Origin of the sequence: Vagococcus fessus (assembly GCF_003987565.1) — a bacterium.
GTDB classification, from domain to species: Bacteria; Bacillota; Bacilli; order Lactobacillales; family Vagococcaceae; genus Vagococcus_D; species Vagococcus_D fessus.
The window spans coordinates 255,388-273,368 of sequence record NZ_NGJY01000002.1 but is presented as its reverse complement, the minus strand read 5'-3'; the positions used below and the strand labels follow the sequence as shown (position 1 = coordinate 273,368).

Below are 17,981 nucleotides of genomic sequence, written 5' to 3'. Positions count from 1 at the left end.
ATTAATATTAAGTGGGTAAGTGGGGTAATCTATCATGTTTATGGGTGAATTCAAACATAATATAGATCCAAAAGGTCGACTGATCATGCCTTCGAAATTTCGTGAAGAACTTGGCGAAAAATTCGTTGTAACGCGTGGGATGGACGGCTGCTTATTTGGCTACCCTCAAGACGAGTGGGTTCAATTCCAAGAAAAAATACAACAAATGCCCATTGGTAGAAAAGAAGCAAGAACTTTCACGCGCTTCTTTTATTCAGCAGCGACAGAATGTGAACTTGATAAACAAGGTCGTATTAATTTACCACAAACACTAAGAGCGCACGGTGATTTAGAGAAAGAGTGTGTCATTATTGGTGTTGCAAATCGTATTGAGATTTGGGCGCAAGAAAAATGGGAAGAATTTTCAAGCGAAGCTGAAGAGAATTTTGATGAAATAGCTGAAACAATGATAGATTTCGGTTTTTAAAAGATAGAAAGGAGGGATAAAGATGATGAAAGAATTTAATCACACGACTGTTTTATTAAATGAAACAGTAGATATGTTAGATATCAAAGAAGATGGAATTTACATAGACTGTACATTAGGTGGTGCAGGTCACAGTAGCTATTTATTGTCGCAATTATCGGAAGAAGGTCATCTTTATGCCTTCGATCAAGATCAAATTGCAATTGATAATGCCAAAGTTAAATTAGCGGAGTATGTTGAAAAAGGGATGGTTACTTTTGTGAAGTCCAATTTCAGATACCTTGAACAAGAGATGGCTTCGTTAGGAGTTAGTGAGGTTGATGGGATTCTGTATGATTTGGGAGTCTCATCACCGCAATTAGATGAAGCTGAACGAGGCTTTAGTTATCATCAAGATGCCCCTCTAGATATGAGAATGGATCAAGACAGTCCATTGACGGCGCGAGATTTGATTAATGAGTATGATTACCACGAATTAGTTAAAATCTTCTATCGTTACGGGGAAGAAAAATTTTCTAAACAAATTGCAAGAGAAATTGAACGCGTTAGACAAATTAAACCTATTGAGACTACTGGTGAACTGGTTGAGATTATTAAAGATGTCATACCGGCACCCGCTAGACGTAAAGGTGGGCATCCCGCTAAGCGAGTTTTCCAAGCAGTGAGAATAGCTGTTAATGATGAACTAGCAGTTGTAGAAGAGTCTTTGGAGCAAGCGATCAGAATTTTAGGGAAAGATGGACGTATTAGTGTTATTACGTTCCATTCTTTAGAGGATCGTATTGTAAAAACTATATTCAAGGAATATAGTCAACCGAAAGATACCCCTCCTGGTCTACCTATTATTCCAGATGAGTTTCAACCTATATTAAAATTAGTAAATAGAAAACCTGTATTACCTTCTGATGAAGAATTAGAAGCAAATAATAGAGCCAGAAGTGCGAAATTAAGAGTGGCGGAAAAAAATAGAGTATGAAAGGGAGGGGAAATCGAAATGGCAGAATTAAAAGAGTTTAGTCATCTGGAAATGGAACGCGTTCTAGATGTTGCTGTGGAAGAAAGTAACCTAACTTCACCTGTTGTCACGAAATCTAAAGCTACGTTGAAAAATATTTCACGTATAGAGAAATTTGCAGTGTCATTATTACTGATTGCTGTTCTGGGGTTGGCTGTTGTTACAGTGAAACTGACCACAACTATTTCTCAAGCAGAAGAAGATATTTCTGTAATGCAACTTGATATTAACGACAAGACAGAAAAAATTACTAAGCTAGAGCAGAAAAAAAATGAAATGTCACGCACAGATAAAATTAAAGCTGCTGCTGAAAAAGCAGGTTTAGTGATTAATGATGAAAATATAAGGAATGTTGACTAATGAATTTAAAAAAATGGCGAGCTTTTATCGATAGCAAGTGGTTAGAACCAAGAGCGAATCGGCGTAAGTTTGGCTCATTATTATTTTTCTTAACTATTATTGTATTTTCTGTATTTATAGTACGTTTTATGTATATTGTAGGTGCTGGTAAAGTAGGTAAGACTTCTTTAGAAACTAAAACTCAAGAACTGTACCAAGGCAGTAGCGTCGTTCAGGCAAAACGAGGCACCATTTATGATAGAAATGGTGACGCGATTGCAGAAGACGCTACTTCTTATTCTTTATACGCCGTTATGGATAAAAAGTACTTAGGTCTAGAGAATCCTAAGACCGGTAAAAGAGAAAAGTTATATGTAGAAGAGAAAAATAAAGCTGATATTGCAAAGATTCTAGCTGAATATACAAAGTTAGAAGAAAAAGAAATACTTGAAAGGTTAGTACCTAAGAAAAATAAACAAGGGAATTTAATCAAGCAAGTTGAATTTGGTTATGATGGTAAAAAAATAACGCTTGAAACCAAGGAAAAAATAGAGAAAGAACTTCAAAAAAAAGGTATAAAAGGGATTTATTTTGAAAAACATCCAGCTCGAATGTATCCAAAAGGGGTGTTTTCACCTTACATTATCGGGTATGCATCTTTAGCTGATGAAGATAATGATGCTAAGGGACTCGTAGGTAAAATGGGAATTGAGAAATCTTATGATAAAATTCTTGCTGGTACGAATGGTAAAATAAGATATCAAAAAGATAGGTATCAACAGCCGCTTCCTGGAACAACGGTTGTAGAAAAAGAAACTGAAGATGGCAAAGACATATATACGACATTAGATGCTCAACTTCAATCACGTCTAGAAGATTTAATGACACAATCTTATGAAGAATATGGATCAGAAGACATTACTGCTATCTTAGCAGATGCTAAAACGGGTAGTATTGTAGCTGCTTCACAAAGACCAGCTTTTAATCCAGAAGGTTTGGTTGGACTAGATAAAGGCGAGGATTCTCCTTGGCTTAACTTATTAATTGAACAACCATATGAACCAGGGTCAACAATGAAAGTTTTTACGGTTGCTGCGGCAATCGAAACGGGTGTATTTAAAGAAAATGATACATTTAGGACCGGATCGATTCAGGTTGAAGATAAGAAGATTAATGATCATATTCCAGAAGGTGTGGGAACTATCACGTATCGACAAGCGTTAGCATGGTCTAGTAACGTAGGGATGGTTCACTTACAGCAAATGATGGATATGAGGTGGGTTGATTATATTAAAAAATTTGGATTTGGTGAATCGACTGAATCAGGCCTATACGGTGAGTTACCCGGAACGGTTAATGATAAAAACGTAGTAGATATCGCAATGTCAGCTTATGGTCAAGCAATTGCAGTAACACCTTTTCAAATGATTCAGGCGTACACAGCAATATCAAATGATGGTAAGATGATGAAACCAAATTACATTAGTAAAATTGTGGATCAAAAAGGAAATGAAACAATCAAAAAACCTGAAATGATATCTAAACCTATCAAAGCCTCTACTGCTAAAAAAGTAAGAGAGATGATGGTTGATGTGACTGAAGATGAAGTCTATGGAACGGGTAAGAAGTTCTATAAAATAGATGGTTACCATGTAGCTGCTAAAACCGGAACAGCTCAGATATTTGAAAATGGTGGTTTGGTTCAGGATCAGTATTTATATTCTGTTGTTCAGATGGCACCAGCTGATGATCCGAAATATATTATGTATGTCACAATGAGAAAACCGCCGTTAGGTGTAGTGGCTGAAGAACTGATTTCGAAAATATCTAATCCGTTATTAAAACGTGCCTTAGATTTCGATGAAGGTGAAGCAGCAAATAAAGCAAAAGAAGCTTCTAAAGAAGAAGCGGCTAAAAAAGAACAAACAGGAGAATAATTATTATGGAATGGACACAAGTATTTTTACCAATTGCACTTAGTTTTGCAGTAACAGTTTCAATTATGCCGTTATTCATTGGGTATTTCCAAATGAAGAAACACGGTCAATCAATTCGTGAAGAAGGACCAACATGGCATAATCAAAAAGCTGGAACACCAACAATGGGTGGCTTAGTTTTCTTAATCGCCATTGTTATTACATCGTTAATTTTTGCGATTTGGAAAGGTGCATTTACTGCATCATTTGTTATTTTACTTTTCATTTTGATTTTATACGGGGCGTTAGGATTCTTAGATGATTTCATTAAAGTCTTTAAGAAAAGAAATATGGGGTTAAATTCAAAACAAAAATTAATAGGTCAAATTGTGGGTGGTCTAGTATTTTATAGCGTTTACCGTTATCAAGGTTTTTCAAATACATTAACGATACCAGGTGTTGGTAGCCTTAATTTAGGAATTTTGTTTGGTTTGTTTGTATTAGTATGGTTGGTTGGCTTTTCAAATGCAGTTAATCTAACCGATGGTCTAGATGGACTTGTTTCTGGTTTAGGGATGATTTCTTTCGGGACGTATGCGATTATCGCTTGGAATCAAAATCAATTAGATATTCTAATTGTATGTTTAACTACAATGGGTGGTTTACTAGGGTTCTTTTTATATAATAAAAAACCAGCGAAAATATTCATGGGTGATGTGGGATCGCTTGCTTTAGGTGGTATGTTAGCAGCCATTTCAATCCTACTTCATCAAGAATGGACATTATTATTAGTTGGTCTAGTTTATGTTTTAGAAACATTAAGCGTAATGATGCAAGTAACTTCATTCAAATTGACAGGAAAACGTATTTTTAAAATGAGTCCGATCCATCATCATTTTGAAATGTCGGGTTGGTCAGAATGGAAAATAGATATTGTTTTTTGGATAATAGGATTAGTAATGTCAGCCATTACTTTAATGATTTTATATTAAGGAGATATCAATAGGATGAAAAAAGTAAATAAGTATGAAAACCAAAAAGTATTAGTATTAGGTCTTGCAAGAAGCGGCATGAGTGCGGCTTCTTTGTTGCATGATTTAGGTGCTTTAGTAACAGTGAATGATGGGAAAAGCTTTGACGACAATCCTGAAGCCCAAGAACTATTAGCTAAAGGTATTCGTGTTATTGCTGGAAGTCATCCTGTTGAGTTGTTAGATGAGGATTTTACCCTGGTTGTTAAAAACCCGGGTATTCCTTATTCTAATCCCATTCTCGAAAAAGCAATCGAAAAGGAAATACCGATTATTACAGAGGTGGAGTTAGCTTATCAAATTTCTGAAGCAAAAATTGTTGGAATCACGGGTACGAATGGTAAAACAACGACAACGACAATGATTGGTGAAATTTTAAATTCAGGTTTACCAAAAGGTGAAGCGCGTTTAGCTGGGAATATTGGTATGCCAGCAAGTGGTGTTGCTCAAGAAGTGACAGTTGATGATGTGATGGTTACAGAATTATCAAGCTTTCAATTGATGGGTATTCAAGAATTCAAACCTGCAATAGGGATTATTGTTAATTTATATGAAGCCCATTTAGATTATCATGGGAGTCGTGAAGGCTATGTGAAAGCGAAATGGGAGCTTCAAAAAAATATGACAAGTTCGGATATCTTGATTTTAAATGGAAACCAAGAGGAACTTGTTAAATTGGCTCAATCAACAAAAGCTAAAGTGCTATTTTTCTCAACAGAGAAAGAATTAGCAGAAGGGGCTTATTGTCTAGATGGTCATATGTATTATAATGGTGAATTTATTATGGAATCTTCAGAAATAGGAGTTCCAGGAGGACACAATATAGAAAATGCGTTAGCATCAATTTGTGTGGCTAAGTTATTAGGTGTTGAAAATCAAGCTATTAAAGAAGCTATTGCTGCTTTCGGTGGTGTTGAACATCGCACGGAATATGTAGGCGAAATTGATGGTCGTAAATACTACAATGATTCAAAAGCGACTAATATGTTGGCCACTGAAAAAGCGTTAAGTGGTTTTGATAACAGTAAAGTTATTCTTTTAGCAGGGGGATTAGATAGAGGTAATTCTTTTGATGAGTTTATCCCAACTATCACAGGCTTAAAAGGTATAGTACTGTTTGGAGAAAGTAAATTTAAGATTGAAGAAGCAGCAATTGAAGCAGGCATTGAATCGATTAAAGTAGTTGATACTCTGGAGGAAGCGGTTTTTGAAGCTGAGAAGTTGAGTCAACAAGGTGACTCCGTATTATTATCACCAGCTTGTGCAAGTTGGGATCAGTATAAGAACTTTGAAATTAGAGGGACTGTTTTCAAAGAGGAAGTAAAAAAAATAAAAGATAGAAGTGAGAGATAATGAAGATATTAGTGTCAGGTGGAGGTACTGGAGGCCATATATATCCAGCCTTGTCTTTAGTTAAGCAACTTAGAGCAGAACATCCAAATGCAGAGTTTATGTATGTAGGTACCGAACGTGGATTGGAAAGTAAAATTGTTCCGAAAGAAGATATCCCTTTTAGCACGATTAAAATTCAAGGATTTAAACGTTCGTTGAGTTTAGATAATTTTAAGACTGTTTATTTATTTCTTAAGAGTATTAAAGATTCGAAAAAAATTATCAAAGAATTTAAACCAGATGTTGTGATGGGGACAGGTGGATATGTTTCAGCTGCTGTCGTATACGCAGCTCATAAATTAAAAATACCTACTATTGTTCATGAACAAAATAGTGTGCCAGGAGTAACGAACAAATTTTTATCAAAATATGTTGATAAAGTTGCAATCTGTTTCCCAGATGCAGCCGGATTTTTCCCTAAAGAAAAAGTGGTATTAACAGGAAATCCTCGTGGTCAAGAAGTTGTCCGAGTAACAGCTACAGATAGTTTGACACAATTTGGTTTAGATAATAATAAAAAAACAGCACTTATTTTTGGTGGAAGTCAAGGTGCATGGACATTAAACCAAGCGATGACAGATATCTTATCAGAATTAAGTCAAAAAGAGTATCAAATTCTTTTTGCAACAGGTGAACGTTACTTTGAAACAATCGATGCTAAATTAAAAGAAGAAGGAGTAGCTTCTAACAATCTAGTAGTTGTACCTTATATTTCTAACATGGAAACAGTATTAAGAAATGTCGATTTAGTTGTAAGTAGAGCAGGAGCGACTACTTTATCGGAGTTAACTGCACTAGGACTGGCTTCTATTTTGATCCCAAGTCCTAACGTAACGAATGATCACCAAACTAAAAATGCAATGAGTTTAGTAAAAGTAGGAGCATCTCGTTTACTTAAAGATACAGATTTGTCAGGTGCTAATTTATTGAAAGAACTAGATAGCATCATGCTTGATGATACTGTACTTAAGCAAATGGGTGATAAAGCAAAAGAGCAAGGGATTCCAGATGCAACAGATCGTTTAGTAACGTTAGTTGATGAATTAATTAAATAGTGTGAAGGAGGCTAGTCTGTGGATAAGGATGAACCAAATAATAAACTACCTTCTGAAATTGAAGAAGAATTAACGCCGTGGCAAATAGAAAATCAAAAATATTTAGAGTCACTAAAGGAAGAAGTCGTGGATGAATCTGAACAAGATGGGGCCTCAAATAAAGATCAACAACCCATTGATTCGGAAAATGATAATGAAGAATCAGATCAAGTAAATAACAAATCTAAATTGAAACTAGTTCTCAATAGAAAAGCCAAAAAAGTAAAAATAAAAGAACAAGAGCAGTCAGAGGAACCGGATGAAAATGAGAGTTCTATCAAGGAACTACCAAAGTCAGTTTCATTTGCAGACCGCTTACCTAAAATGAAAGAAACTAGACAAAAACGCTTAAAACGTCGCCTTGTTGCGATAGTTGGTGTTTTTGGAATTGGTGCACTGAGTTTGATGTATTATATTTCACCATTAAGTAAGGTGAGCAAAGTCTATGTAACGGGGACTAGATTGGCGTCTAAAGATAAAGTGGTGTCATCTTTGAATCTTTCGAGCTCTGATTTTATTTGGGAAGTTTATGGCGATAAGAGATTGGAGAAAAAGATAAAAGAGAGTAATCCTAGAATAAAAAATGTTGAGAAATCATTAAAAGGGATTAATAGTATTAAGTTAGAGGTTGAAGAGTTTGAAGAAGTAGCTTATTTGAAAGAAGGGAAAGAACTTTATCCTATTCTTGAAAATGGAACGATAATTAAAGATAAAGATCAAGGGCTACAAAAGTCATTTCCAATTTTAATTGGGTTTAAAGAAGGCAATGCCCTTGTAGAATTTATTAAAAATTATCAAAAGGTACCGATGGATGTCAAAGAAAAGATTGTAGATATAACATCAGCACCGACTAAAGATAATGAGTATTTATTGATGATTAACATGAATGATAAGAATAAAGTGGTTGCATCATCACAAGATTTTCATAAGAAAATTAAATATTATAATGGTGTAGCCAAGGAAATAACAGAACCGAGCTTGATTGATATGGAAGCAGGTATATTCTCACGAAGTTTTGATTCAATTGCTAAAGAAGAAGCAGAAAAAGAGGCGGCATCTGGGGAGCAGCCTGTTGAGGGGAAAGTATCAGCAGATGAACAAGAACCAGTGTTTGATGAAAATGGTAATGTTATTCCACAAGAAAATCTTCCGAAAACTGAAAAAACTCTAGTTGAAGGAGAAGTAGAGGGTCAACAACCTAAAAAAGAGGACACACCTGCTAACCAATCTATTGAAAAGATGGTGTATGAGGATTGGTTAAACGACTTGAAGGAAAATGGTGCTGGTGAACTAATTGAGGAAGATGATTCTGAAAATTCAATAGCTGAATACAACGAAGGCGCCGCTCTAGATGAATAAACAAAGTTTTGAGTTAGTAACTGAACTATAAAATATCAACCTATAATAATAAATTAAGTAATATCATAGAATCTTCTTTTGAAATGCGAGCTTTTTATGGTAAAATTATAGGAAGATGGGTTAAAATCTCAGTAAATAATAGATAAATAATAAAAATGACTTGTATAAGAAAAGAAGTTAATAGGAGGGACGACCTATCATGGCAAAAACAGGTATTTATGTTGGTCTTGATATAGGTACTACATCAGTTAAGGTTGTAGTTGCTGAATACATAGAAGGACAAATTAATATAATTGGTGTAGGTAACGCAAAATCAGAAGGTTTGAGCAGAGGGATAGTGACAGATATTGACAATGCAGCAGCATCAATAACTCGAGCAATTTCACAAGCTGAAGAAAAATCAGGGATTAAGATTAGAAATGTAAATGTAGGCTTACCAGCTAATTTATTACAAGTAGAATCATGCGAAGGTATGATTGCAGTTAATACAGAAGCAAAAGAAATTACAGATGAAGATGTAAGAAAAGTATCAGCAGCAGCAATTGTACGTTCAACTCCGCCAGAAAGACAAATTGTGGCTATCGTACCTAAAGAATTTAAAGTAGATGGTTTTGAAGGAATTAAAGATCCTCGTGGCATGATTGGTGTACGTCTGGACATGAGTGGTGTTGTTTATACAGGACCTAAGACGATTGTTCATAACATACGTAAGTGTGTTGAAAAAGCTGGTCTTCAAATTGCTGAACTTGTCATTACACCACTTGCTTTGACAGAGTCAATTCTATCAGATGGTGAAAAAGACTTTGGAACAATTGTAATTGACATGGGTGGCGGTCAGACAACGACAGCTGTTATTTATGATCATGATTTGAAATTTGCACACGTTGAACAAGAAGGTGGCGAATTTATTTCAAAAGATATCTCAGTTGTATTGAATACATCACTTAATAATGCAGAAGCTTTAAAAATTAATTATGGTGATGCTTATCCAGAACGTACATCTGAACAAGAAGAATTCCCAGTAGATGTTATTGGAAAAAGTGAAGCTGTTAAAGTAGACGAACGTTACTTATCAGAAATCATCGAAGCAAGAATGGAACAAATCTTCAGCAAATCTAAAGATATGTTAGAGCAAATTGAAGCGTTGAACTTACCAGGTGGTATTGTTTTAACGGGAGGTAATGCTGGAATTCCTGGTGTTGTAGAATTGGCTACAGATATTTTTGATCGTCAAGTGAGATTGTATGTGCCAAATCATATGGGTTTAAGAAATCCAATATTTTCAAATGCTATAAGCATTGTTGAGTATGGTTCAAGACTAAGTGAAATTCACCGTTTAGCTAACTCTGCAATCATGGGTGAAAGACGTCCAGTCATGGCAACCCCTGATGTTAGACCAGTTATTCAGAAAGCTCAACCAGCTCAGCAGTCACAACAAATACAACAAGCTGCACCTGTTCAAGAGTATAGTGAATACAATCAGACAGATGAAGAGTTTTTAGGTAATACTGAAACCAAAGGTGACAACGTAAAAGAGAAGTTAAAAGGTTTCCTTTCAAATATTTTTGACTAAGAATTAGGAGGATTTTAAATATGGAATTTTCAATAGATAGCACTATGGATAGTGGTGCAGTAATCAAAGTAATAGGTGTCGGTGGTGGCGGTGGTAACGCTGTTAATCGTATGATCGAAGAAAATGTTAAAGGTGTTGAGTTCATCGTTGCTAATACTGATGTTCAAGCGCTTAAAGATAGTAAAGCAGAAACAGTTATTCAATTAGGACCTAAGTATACGAGGGGGTTAGGAGCAGGTTCGCAGCCTGAAATTGGTAAAAAAGCTGCCGAAGAAAGTGAAACAATGTTACAAGATGCCTTAAGCGGAGCAGATATGATTTTTATCACTGCTGGTATGGGTGGTGGTACTGGTACTGGAGCTGCTCCAGAGGTTGCTCGTATCGCTAAAGAATTAGGTGCTTTAACAGTAGGTGTTGTGACACGTCCATTTAGTTTTGAAGGACCAAAACGTGGTCGCTATGCTGCCGAAGGTATTTCAGATTTAAAAGAAAATGTGGATACATTACTAATTATTTCAAACAACCGTTTATTAGAAGTAGTAGATAAAAAAACTCCTATTTTAGAAGCTTTCAGAGAAGCTGATAATGTATTAAGACAAGGGGTTCAAGGGATTTCAGATTTAATTACAGCACCTGGTTACGTAAACCTGGATTTTGCTGATGTAAAAACTGTTATGGAAAACCAAGGAACTGCTCTTATGGGTATTGGTTCTGCAACAGGTGAAGATCGTGTTATTCAAGCGACTAAACAAGCTATTTCTTCACCATTATTAGAAACATCAATAGCTGGCGCAGAGCAAGTGTTATTAAATATCACGGGTGGATTAGATATGACATTATTCGAAGCGCAAGATGCGTCTGATATTGTAACGCATGCTGCTGATGGTGATGTAAATATTATCCTAGGTACATCTATCAATGAAGATCTTAAAGATGAAATTGTTGTAACAGTTATCGCTACAGGAATCGACCCAACAAGAAGAGAATCTAAAAGCACTCGTACTCAAACACGTCAAACAACACCATTAACACAATCAACAACTAATTCATCAGTCACTGAGCCACTATCAAGACCAACAGTTTCAATGGATCCGGTAGTGCCTGATGCACATGAAGAAGAAAAAAGTGCCTTTGGTGATTGGGATATCAGACGTGAACCAAATCATAGAGGTCGTGTAGAAGAACCTCAAAACGAAAAAATAGAAAAAAAAGAATTTGATAGTTTTTCTAAAGCATCAGAACAAGATGATGAAGAATTAAACACACCAGCATTTTTCCGTAGAAAAAGATAGGAGTTGACTGAATTGAGTAAGCTTGAGAAAAACGTCGGCAGTATTCAGAAGACTATAGATCAAGCGTGCCAATCAGTTGGTCGTAATACCAAAGACGTGGCAATGCTTGCAGTGACTAAATCTGTTAGTTCTGAAGTTGCGGCACCATTGCTAGAGCTAGGTGTTAATAAATTTGCAGAGAATAGGGTAGACAGTTTATTAGAAAAACAACTTTATTTTCAAGAGAATAAGATTGAATGGCATTTAATTGGAACGCTACAACGTAGAAAAGTAAAGAAAGTAATCAACTCAATTGATTACTTTCATGCTTTGGATAGTTTGAAATTAGCAGAAGAAATTCAAAAACACGCAACGCAAACAATTAAGTGTTTTGTTCAAGTGAACGTGTCAAATGAAGAGTCGAAACATGGATTAATCATAGAAGATACAATTAAGTTTATCAAAAGTATTGAAAAGTATGATAAAATTAAAATTGTTGGTTTAATGACAATGGCTCCTAAAGATGCTACAGAAGTTGAAATTAAATACTATTTTGACGAATTAGCTTTAAAATGCAACGAAATCAGAGAATTGGAATTAGACCATGCCCCTTGTACTGAATTAAGTATGGGGATGAGCAATGATTATGAGCTTGCAATAAAATCAGGTTCAACTTATGTTAGAATAGGAACAGCTTTTTTCAAAGACTATATATAAAGTAGAGGGAAATATAAATGACATTTGTGACAGTAGCGAAGGAGAAGTTTCAGAAAATGACGGATTTCTTTGGTCTTGCTGAAGATCAAGAAATGCAAACAAATCCGCAATTTAACCACCGCCAAATTCCAGAAAATAGACAGCAACAAACAACAAATATTGTAGCTGAAAATACACGTATTCCAGTTCCAAATGCCGAAGCTCCAGTTAGAGAAGAAGCGATTAGAGAGACGAGAATGTCACGTATTAGTCAGGCTGCAAAAGGTAAACAAAAGAATACCAAACCGGTAAAAACAGCACCAGTTTACCAAGATGACGTTTTGAGAGAGAATGTAAGACTACCTCAAGAGGGTGTTCAAGCACAAGCTACTCAAGAAACTCCTGTTCAACCAACACGATCTGCTAGAGTTGAAGAAACATATGAAAATGTACGTGTTGATTCAGTTAAATCAGAAAGACCAGCTATGGCTAAAAAAACTCAATCAGAGGCATCGGGTGACAATATTGTGAAAAAAGTATCTATTTTAGAACCAAGAACATATACAGAATCAAAAACTATTGCTCAATGTATTTTCAGAAATGAAATTGCGATTGTAAACTTCCATTTAGTTGATGAGAGTCAAGCTAGAAGGATTGTTGACTTCCTTACAGGTGCAGTATTTGCTTTAGATGGTGACATTCAACGTTTGGGCGGCGAAATATTTATTTGTACACCGCCAAATACAGAAATTGATAGTGCAACAGCTAAGAGCTTATTAGAAACACAATTTAAAGAGTATTAGAAGGAAGTGGTTGCATGATTATCAATTTGATTAGTTTTATTCGTCTAGTTTCTGAATTATATTCAGGAGCACTTGTTATTTATGCTCTATTATCCTGGTTTCCTGGAGCCTATGATTCATCATTAGGACGATTTTTATCTAAAATATGTGATCCATATTTACGTATTTTTGACCGTCTTAACTTGAATTTCGGAGGTATAAGCTTTTCTATCATGGTTGCCTTGTTAGCATTAAATTTCGGGACAGAGTTTGTCGTAAGATTAATTGTGAAACTATACTATATTTTTTAAGGTGTTATAATTAAACTATGAAAGGGTGTGACTCTATGAATGTTAATGTGTACCAGCATTTTCGTAAAGATGAACATCCTTTTGTTGATATGGTAGGCAACTGGATTGAACAGGTAGATAGTCAGTATACGCCATACTTAACTGATTTTTTAGATCCAAGACAGGCATTCATTCTTGAAACTCTTGTTAAAGCAAGAGGTGAATTAGAATTAATGTTTTATGGAGGGTATGAAACAGCAGAGAGAAGACGTGTTTTGATTTACCCTAATTATTATGAAGCAACAAATGATGATTTTGATATTGAACTTTATGAAATAAGTTATCCAACAAAATTTGGTAGTTTATCACATGGTAAAATATTGGGAACATTAATAAGTACAGGATTGAAACGTGAATTTTTTGGAGATATTATCTCTGATGGTGCGAGATGGCAACTTTTTATAAAAAAAGAAATGGCTCATTATGTGACATCACAATTAGATAAAATCGGGAAACTATCAGTCAAACTTAAAGAATGCGACTACACACAAATGGTTGAACCTAAGGATAGTTGGGAAATAGAAATGATGACAGTGACATCTATGAGATTAGATACAGTTATTGCATCAGCATTCAACATTTCCAGACAACGTTCTAAACTTTTAATTGAAAGTGGAAAAGTAAAAATTAATTGGACAGAAATAAGTAGAATTGATTTTCTTTTAGAGCATTTGGATATAGTATCTATTAGGGGATTTGGTAGGATTCAGATCCGAGAAATAGAAGGTAAAACTAAAAAAGAACGTATAAGATTACAAGTAGGAATGTTAAGAAAATAAAATATGAGGTGAAGTAATATGGCATTAAGTCCAATCGATATTAAAAATAAAACTTTTTCAAACAAAATGCGTGGTTATAATCAAGATGAAGTAGATGATTTCCTAGATCAAATCATTGAAGATTTTGAAGCAACGTTAAGAGAAAAGAAAGAAACTGAAAAAGCATTAAAACATGCTAACGAGAAATTAACTTATTTCAACGAATTAAAAGATGCATTAAACCAATCAATCATTGTTGCACAAGATACTGCTGATAAATTAAAAGATTCAGCAGAAAAAGAATCAGAATTAACTTTAAATACAGCTAATTCAACATCAGCTGAAATTTTACGTCGTTCAAATGAAGAAGCTGAAACGACAGTTTCTGAAGCTAAACGTAAAGCAAATGAAATTATTACAAATGCTCAAACAAGAGCAACTGTTTTAGCTAAAGAAACAGATGAATTAAAAACAAAAACTAAAGAATTCCACCGTAAATTGTCTCTAATGTTAGAGTCTCAGTTAGAGATTGTTAATGCTAAAGATTGGGATAGTTTATTATTACCATTCTCAGCTTACATTGGTGAGGACCACCAAGAAGTAAAAAAAGTTTTAGATAATGAAGCCAAACAAACTGAGAATAAAGCGCCAGAAACAGCTGCTGAAGCAGTTCTAACTGAAGAAAAAGTTGAAGTTAAAGATAATGCAACTAAAGAAGTTGAAGTGAAAGCTGACAAAGTTGTAGAAACTGTTAAAGAAGAAATAAAAACAGACTCTACAAAAGAAGAAGTTAAAGAAGAAGAAAAAAAAGAAGTTAAAGGTTCTAAAGCAATGCAAGAAGCTATGAACTTGAATCGTAAAAACCGTAAAAAGGTTTAAAGTAAAACAGAAAAGCTAATAGGTATTCTTAAAGCGAGTTGCAGATAGTGAAAGTGCAATAGACCCTACCTCTTAGAAAGATCCTTTACTAGATTTAATCATGAACTAGAGTAGTGATTAACGTGTTATTCTCGTTACGAATAACTTGAGGGAAAGATTAGTATTAATCTTTCTAAATCTGGGTGGTAACACGAGCACTTCGTCCCTTTATGGGGCGGAGTGTTTTTTTCATAGATAAAATTTGAGAGGGAGTTGGAAAAAAATGAAATTAAAAGAAACATTACAACTGGGTAAAACAGACTTTCCGATGCGCGGTAATTTACCAGTAAGAGAAGAATCGTGGCAAGCTGAGTGGGAAGAAAATCAAATGTACCAACAACGCCAAAAATTGAATGAGGGTAAACCAACTTTCGTATTACATGATGGACCTCCTTATGCAAATGGTAACATTCACTTAGGTCATGCTTTAAATAAAATTAGTAAAGATATTATCATCCGTTCAAAATCAATGTCAGGTTTCCGTGCACCGTACGTTCCTGGTTGGGATACACATGGTCTTCCAATTGAACAAGCGTTAACTAAAAAAGGTATCAAACGTAAAGAAATGTCACGTGCTGACTACTTAACGTTATGTGAAGAATACGCTATGGAACAAGTCAATACACAGCGTAATGACTTCAAACGTTTAGGCGTTACTGGTGAGTGGGATAAACCTTACATCACGTTACAACCTGAATATGTAGCAGAACAAATTCGTGTATTCGGAAAAATGGCTGAAAAAGGCTATATCTATAAAGGTCAAAAACCAGTTTACTGGTCACCATCAAGTGAATCCTCATTAGCTGAAGCTGAGATTGAATACCAAGATGTTAAATCTGCTTCTATCTATGTTGCTTTCCCAGTTAAAGATGGTAAAGGCTTAATCGATACTGACACATCATTTGTAATCTGGACAACAACTCCTTGGACGTTACCTGCTAACTTAGGTATCTCAGTAAATGGTGAGTATGTGTATAACATTGTGGAAGCTGACGGACGTAAATTTGTTGTGGCTAAAGAATTGTTAGAAACTGTGACAGAACAAATTGGTTGGGAAACAGTGACTGTCTTATCTGAAATTAAAGGTAGCGACATGGATATGATGACAGCACAACATCCATTCTACGACCGTGAGTCATTAGTAATGGTTGGGGATCATGTTACACTTGATGCTGGTACTGGTTTAGTTCATACGGCACCAGGTCATGGTGATGACGATTACCAAATTGGTAAAAAATATGGGTTAGAAATCTTATCACCAGTCGATGCTCGTGGGTGTTATACAGATGAAGCGCCTGGTTTCGAAGGAATTTTCTACGATAAAGCTAATCCAATGGTTACTGAGTTATTAACAGAAAAAAATGCTTTATTAAAATTAGAATTCTTTACCCATAGTTATCCACATGATTGGAGAACTAAAAAACCAGTTATCTTTAGAGCAACACCACAATGGTTTGCTTCAATTGATAAATTCAGAGACGAAATTTTAAGTGAAGTAGAAAAAGTTGATTGGGTATTACCTTGGGGTAAAACTCGTCTTTATAACATGGTTCGTGACCGTGGCGATTGGGTTATTTCTCGTCAACGTGCGTGGGGTGTACCACTTCCAATTTTCTATGCTGAAAATGAAGAAGCTATCTTAACTCCTGAAACTGTAGAACATGTAGCGCAAATCTTTGCTAAAGAAGGTATCAATAGCTGGTATGAGCGTGATATTAAAGAGTTATTACCAGAAGGCTTTACTCATCCAGGTAGCCCAAATGGTATCTTTACAAAAGAAAATGATATCATGGATGTTTGGTTTGATTCAGGCTCATCACATGAAGCTGTTTTACGTCAACGTGACGATTTAACATTCCCTGCTGATTTATACTTAGAAGGTTCTGACCAATATCGTGGTTGGTTCAATTCAAGTATTACAACAAGTGTTGCTATCAATGGTGTGGCTCCTTATAAACAAGTCTTATCACAAGGCTTTATCATGGACCAAAAAGGCCGTAAACAAAGTAAATCATTAGGTAACACAATTGAACCTAATAAAGTTATCAAGCAAATGGGTGCCGATATTATCCGTCTATGGGTAGCCAGTGTCGATGCTGAGTCTGATGTACGTGTTGATATGGATAACTTAAATCAAGTTTCTGAAGTGTATCGTAAAATCAGAAATACAATGCGTTTCTTATTAGCGAACACAAATGATTTTGAACCAAACTCTCATGCAGTATCATACGATGAGTTACGTTCTGTGGATAAATACTTGATGGTTCGTTTAAATGAGTTAGTTAAAACGATTAGAGAAGAAGGGTATGAAAACTACTCATTCCCAACTGTGTATAAAGCAATCGTTAATTTCTGTACCAATGAATTATCAGCTTTCTACTTAGACTTTGCTAAAGATGTTGTTTATATTGAAGCAGAGGATAACTATGAGCGTCGTTGCATGCAAACTGTATTCTACGAAACATTAGTGACATTAACTAAATTAATGACACCGATCTTAGTTCATACATCTGAAGAAATTTGGAGCCATTTGAAAGAGGAAGAGAGCTATGTTCAGTTAGCAGAAATGCCTGAGTATCAAGAATTCCCTAATCAAGATGTTTTAATGAGTAACTGGGCTGAGTTTATGACATTACGTGACAATGCGCTTAAAGCGTTAGAAGAAGCGCGTAATGCTAAATTAATCGGTAAATCATTTGAAGCGAAATTAACAATTTTCCCAAGTGAACCGACGGCAATGTTAATTAAAGCAATCGATTCTAACTTAGAGCAATTATTAATTGTTTCTCAATTAGAGGTAGCTGATGTGACGGCAGAAGTTCCAGCTGAAGCAATTCAATTTGAAGGTATGTCTATCTTAGTTGAAAAAGCTGCGGGTGAAACATGTGCCCGTTGTCGTGCCGTTAAAGAAGATGTAGGTTCACATGAGAAATTAGAAACATTATGTGACCGTTGTGCAACAATTGTGGAAGAAAACTTTCCAGAAGCTGTCGAAGTTGGATTTGAATAAAAGATAAAATA

Annotated in this window: 16 protein-coding genes; all 16 read left to right on the top strand. The window is 35.2% G+C overall.

Going from position 1 to position 17,981, the window contains the following annotated elements:
- The first annotated feature begins 34 nt into the window (after nt 1-34).
- A complete protein-coding gene (gene mraZ / locus CBF31_RS05625) occupies nt 35-466 on the top strand; it encodes a division/cell wall cluster transcriptional repressor MraZ (protein ID WP_126831415.1) in 432 nt (143 codons plus the stop codon).
- A gap of 25 nt (nt 467-491) precedes the next feature.
- Nucleotides 492-1,442 (top strand): 16S rRNA (cytosine(1402)-N(4))-methyltransferase RsmH, encoded by a 951-nt coding sequence (gene rsmH, locus CBF31_RS05620; RefSeq protein WP_126831914.1) that lies wholly within the window; start codon nt 492-494, stop codon nt 1,440-1,442.
- An 18-nt stretch (nt 1,443-1,460) separates the two neighbouring features.
- Entirely contained in the window at nt 1,461-1,841 is a 381-nt protein-coding gene (locus CBF31_RS05615; RefSeq protein ID WP_126831414.1) for a cell division protein FtsL, read from the top strand.
- Nucleotides 1,841-3,757, top strand: coding sequence for a penicillin-binding transpeptidase domain-containing protein (locus tag CBF31_RS05610; protein WP_126831413.1), 1,917 nt, complete (start codon nt 1,841-1,843; stop codon nt 3,755-3,757). The genes CBF31_RS05615 and CBF31_RS05610 overlap by 1 nt, the downstream gene beginning before the upstream one ends.
- Nucleotides 3,758-3,762: 5 nt before the next feature.
- Entirely contained in the window at nt 3,763-4,728 is a 966-nt protein-coding gene (gene mraY / locus CBF31_RS05605) for a phospho-N-acetylmuramoyl-pentapeptide-transferase (protein WP_126831412.1), read from the top strand.
- 15 nt (nt 4,729-4,743) lie between these two features.
- Nucleotides 4,744-6,120 (top strand): UDP-N-acetylmuramoyl-L-alanine--D-glutamate ligase, encoded by a 1,377-nt coding sequence (gene murD / locus CBF31_RS05600; protein ID WP_126831411.1) that lies wholly within the window; start codon nt 4,744-4,746, stop codon nt 6,118-6,120.
- Nucleotides 6,120-7,214: an undecaprenyldiphospho-muramoylpentapeptide beta-N-acetylglucosaminyltransferase gene (gene murG / locus CBF31_RS05595; protein ID WP_126831410.1), complete on the top strand. Its 1,095-nt coding sequence runs from the start codon at nt 6,120-6,122 to the stop codon at nt 7,212-7,214. Before murD ends, murG begins: the two co-directional genes overlap by 1 nt.
- Before the next feature lie 18 nt (nt 7,215-7,232).
- A complete protein-coding gene (locus CBF31_RS05590) occupies nt 7,233-8,612 on the top strand; it encodes a cell division protein FtsQ/DivIB (protein WP_126831409.1) in 1,380 nt (459 codons plus the stop codon).
- A gap of 199 nt (nt 8,613-8,811) precedes the next feature.
- Entirely contained in the window at nt 8,812-10,185 is a 1,374-nt protein-coding gene (gene ftsA / locus CBF31_RS05585) for a cell division protein FtsA (RefSeq protein ID WP_126831408.1), read from the top strand.
- 20 nt (nt 10,186-10,205) lie between these two features.
- Complete coding sequence (gene ftsZ, locus CBF31_RS05580; RefSeq protein ID WP_126831407.1) at nt 10,206-11,477, top strand: cell division protein FtsZ; 1,272 nt, start codon at nt 10,206-10,208, stop codon at nt 11,475-11,477.
- Between the two features lie 12 nt (nt 11,478-11,489).
- Complete coding sequence (locus tag CBF31_RS05575; RefSeq protein ID WP_126831406.1) at nt 11,490-12,173, top strand: YggS family pyridoxal phosphate-dependent enzyme; 684 nt, start codon at nt 11,490-11,492, stop codon at nt 12,171-12,173.
- 17 nt (nt 12,174-12,190) lie between these two features.
- Nucleotides 12,191-12,955 carry a cell division protein SepF gene (locus CBF31_RS05570; protein WP_245977929.1) on the top strand — a complete coding sequence of 255 codons (765 nt, stop codon included), beginning with the start codon at nt 12,191-12,193 and terminating at the stop codon, nt 12,953-12,955.
- 14 nt (nt 12,956-12,969) lie between these two features.
- The gene (locus CBF31_RS05565; protein WP_126831405.1) at nt 12,970-13,245 is read left to right on the top strand and encodes a YggT family protein; all 276 of its coding nucleotides are present in this window, start codon (nt 12,970-12,972) and stop codon (nt 13,243-13,245) included.
- A gap of 35 nt (nt 13,246-13,280) precedes the next feature.
- On the top strand, nt 13,281-14,063 hold the full coding sequence (locus tag CBF31_RS05560; protein WP_126831404.1) for a YlmH family RNA-binding protein: 783 nt from the start codon (nt 13,281-13,283) through the stop codon (nt 14,061-14,063).
- A gap of 18 nt (nt 14,064-14,081) precedes the next feature.
- Entirely contained in the window at nt 14,082-14,921 is an 840-nt protein-coding gene (locus CBF31_RS05555; protein ID WP_126831403.1) for a DivIVA domain-containing protein, read from the top strand.
- Nucleotides 14,922-15,183: 262 nt separating this feature from the next.
- Complete coding sequence (gene ileS, locus CBF31_RS05550; RefSeq protein WP_126831402.1) at nt 15,184-17,970, top strand: isoleucine--tRNA ligase; 2,787 nt, start codon at nt 15,184-15,186, stop codon at nt 17,968-17,970.
- The last annotated feature ends 11 nt before the right edge of the window (nt 17,971-17,981 follow it).

Excerpts from the sequence above, each read along its gene's own strand:
- CBF31_RS05610 (WP_126831413.1), top strand. The coding sequence starts at position 1,841 with ATGAATTTAAAAAAATGGCGAGCTTTTATCGATAGCAAGTGGTTAGAA.
- CBF31_RS05565 (WP_126831405.1), top strand. The coding sequence starts at position 12,970 with ATGATTATCAATTTGATTAGTTTTATTCGTCTAGTTTCTGAATTATAT.
- rsmH (WP_126831914.1), top strand. The coding sequence starts at position 492 with ATGAAAGAATTTAATCACACGACTGTTTTATTAAATGAAACAGTAGAT.
- CBF31_RS05555 (WP_126831403.1), top strand. The coding sequence starts at position 14,082 with ATGGCATTAAGTCCAATCGATATTAAAAATAAAACTTTTTCAAACAAA.
- murG (WP_126831410.1), top strand. The coding sequence starts at position 6,120 with ATGAAGATATTAGTGTCAGGTGGAGGTACTGGAGGCCATATATATCCA.
- ileS (WP_126831402.1), top strand. The coding sequence starts at position 15,184 with ATGAAATTAAAAGAAACATTACAACTGGGTAAAACAGACTTTCCGATG.
- mraZ (WP_126831415.1), top strand. The coding sequence starts at position 35 with ATGTTTATGGGTGAATTCAAACATAATATAGATCCAAAAGGTCGACTG.
- mraY (WP_126831412.1), top strand. The coding sequence starts at position 3,763 with ATGGAATGGACACAAGTATTTTTACCAATTGCACTTAGTTTTGCAGTA.
- CBF31_RS05560 (WP_126831404.1), top strand. The coding sequence starts at position 13,281 with ATGAATGTTAATGTGTACCAGCATTTTCGTAAAGATGAACATCCTTTT.
- CBF31_RS05615 (WP_126831414.1), top strand. The coding sequence starts at position 1,461 with ATGGCAGAATTAAAAGAGTTTAGTCATCTGGAAATGGAACGCGTTCTA.
- CBF31_RS05570 (WP_245977929.1), top strand. The coding sequence starts at position 12,191 with ATGACATTTGTGACAGTAGCGAAGGAGAAGTTTCAGAAAATGACGGAT.
- ftsA (WP_126831408.1), top strand. The coding sequence starts at position 8,812 with ATGGCAAAAACAGGTATTTATGTTGGTCTTGATATAGGTACTACATCA.
- murD (WP_126831411.1), top strand. The coding sequence starts at position 4,744 with ATGAAAAAAGTAAATAAGTATGAAAACCAAAAAGTATTAGTATTAGGT.
- ftsZ (WP_126831407.1), top strand. The coding sequence starts at position 10,206 with ATGGAATTTTCAATAGATAGCACTATGGATAGTGGTGCAGTAATCAAA.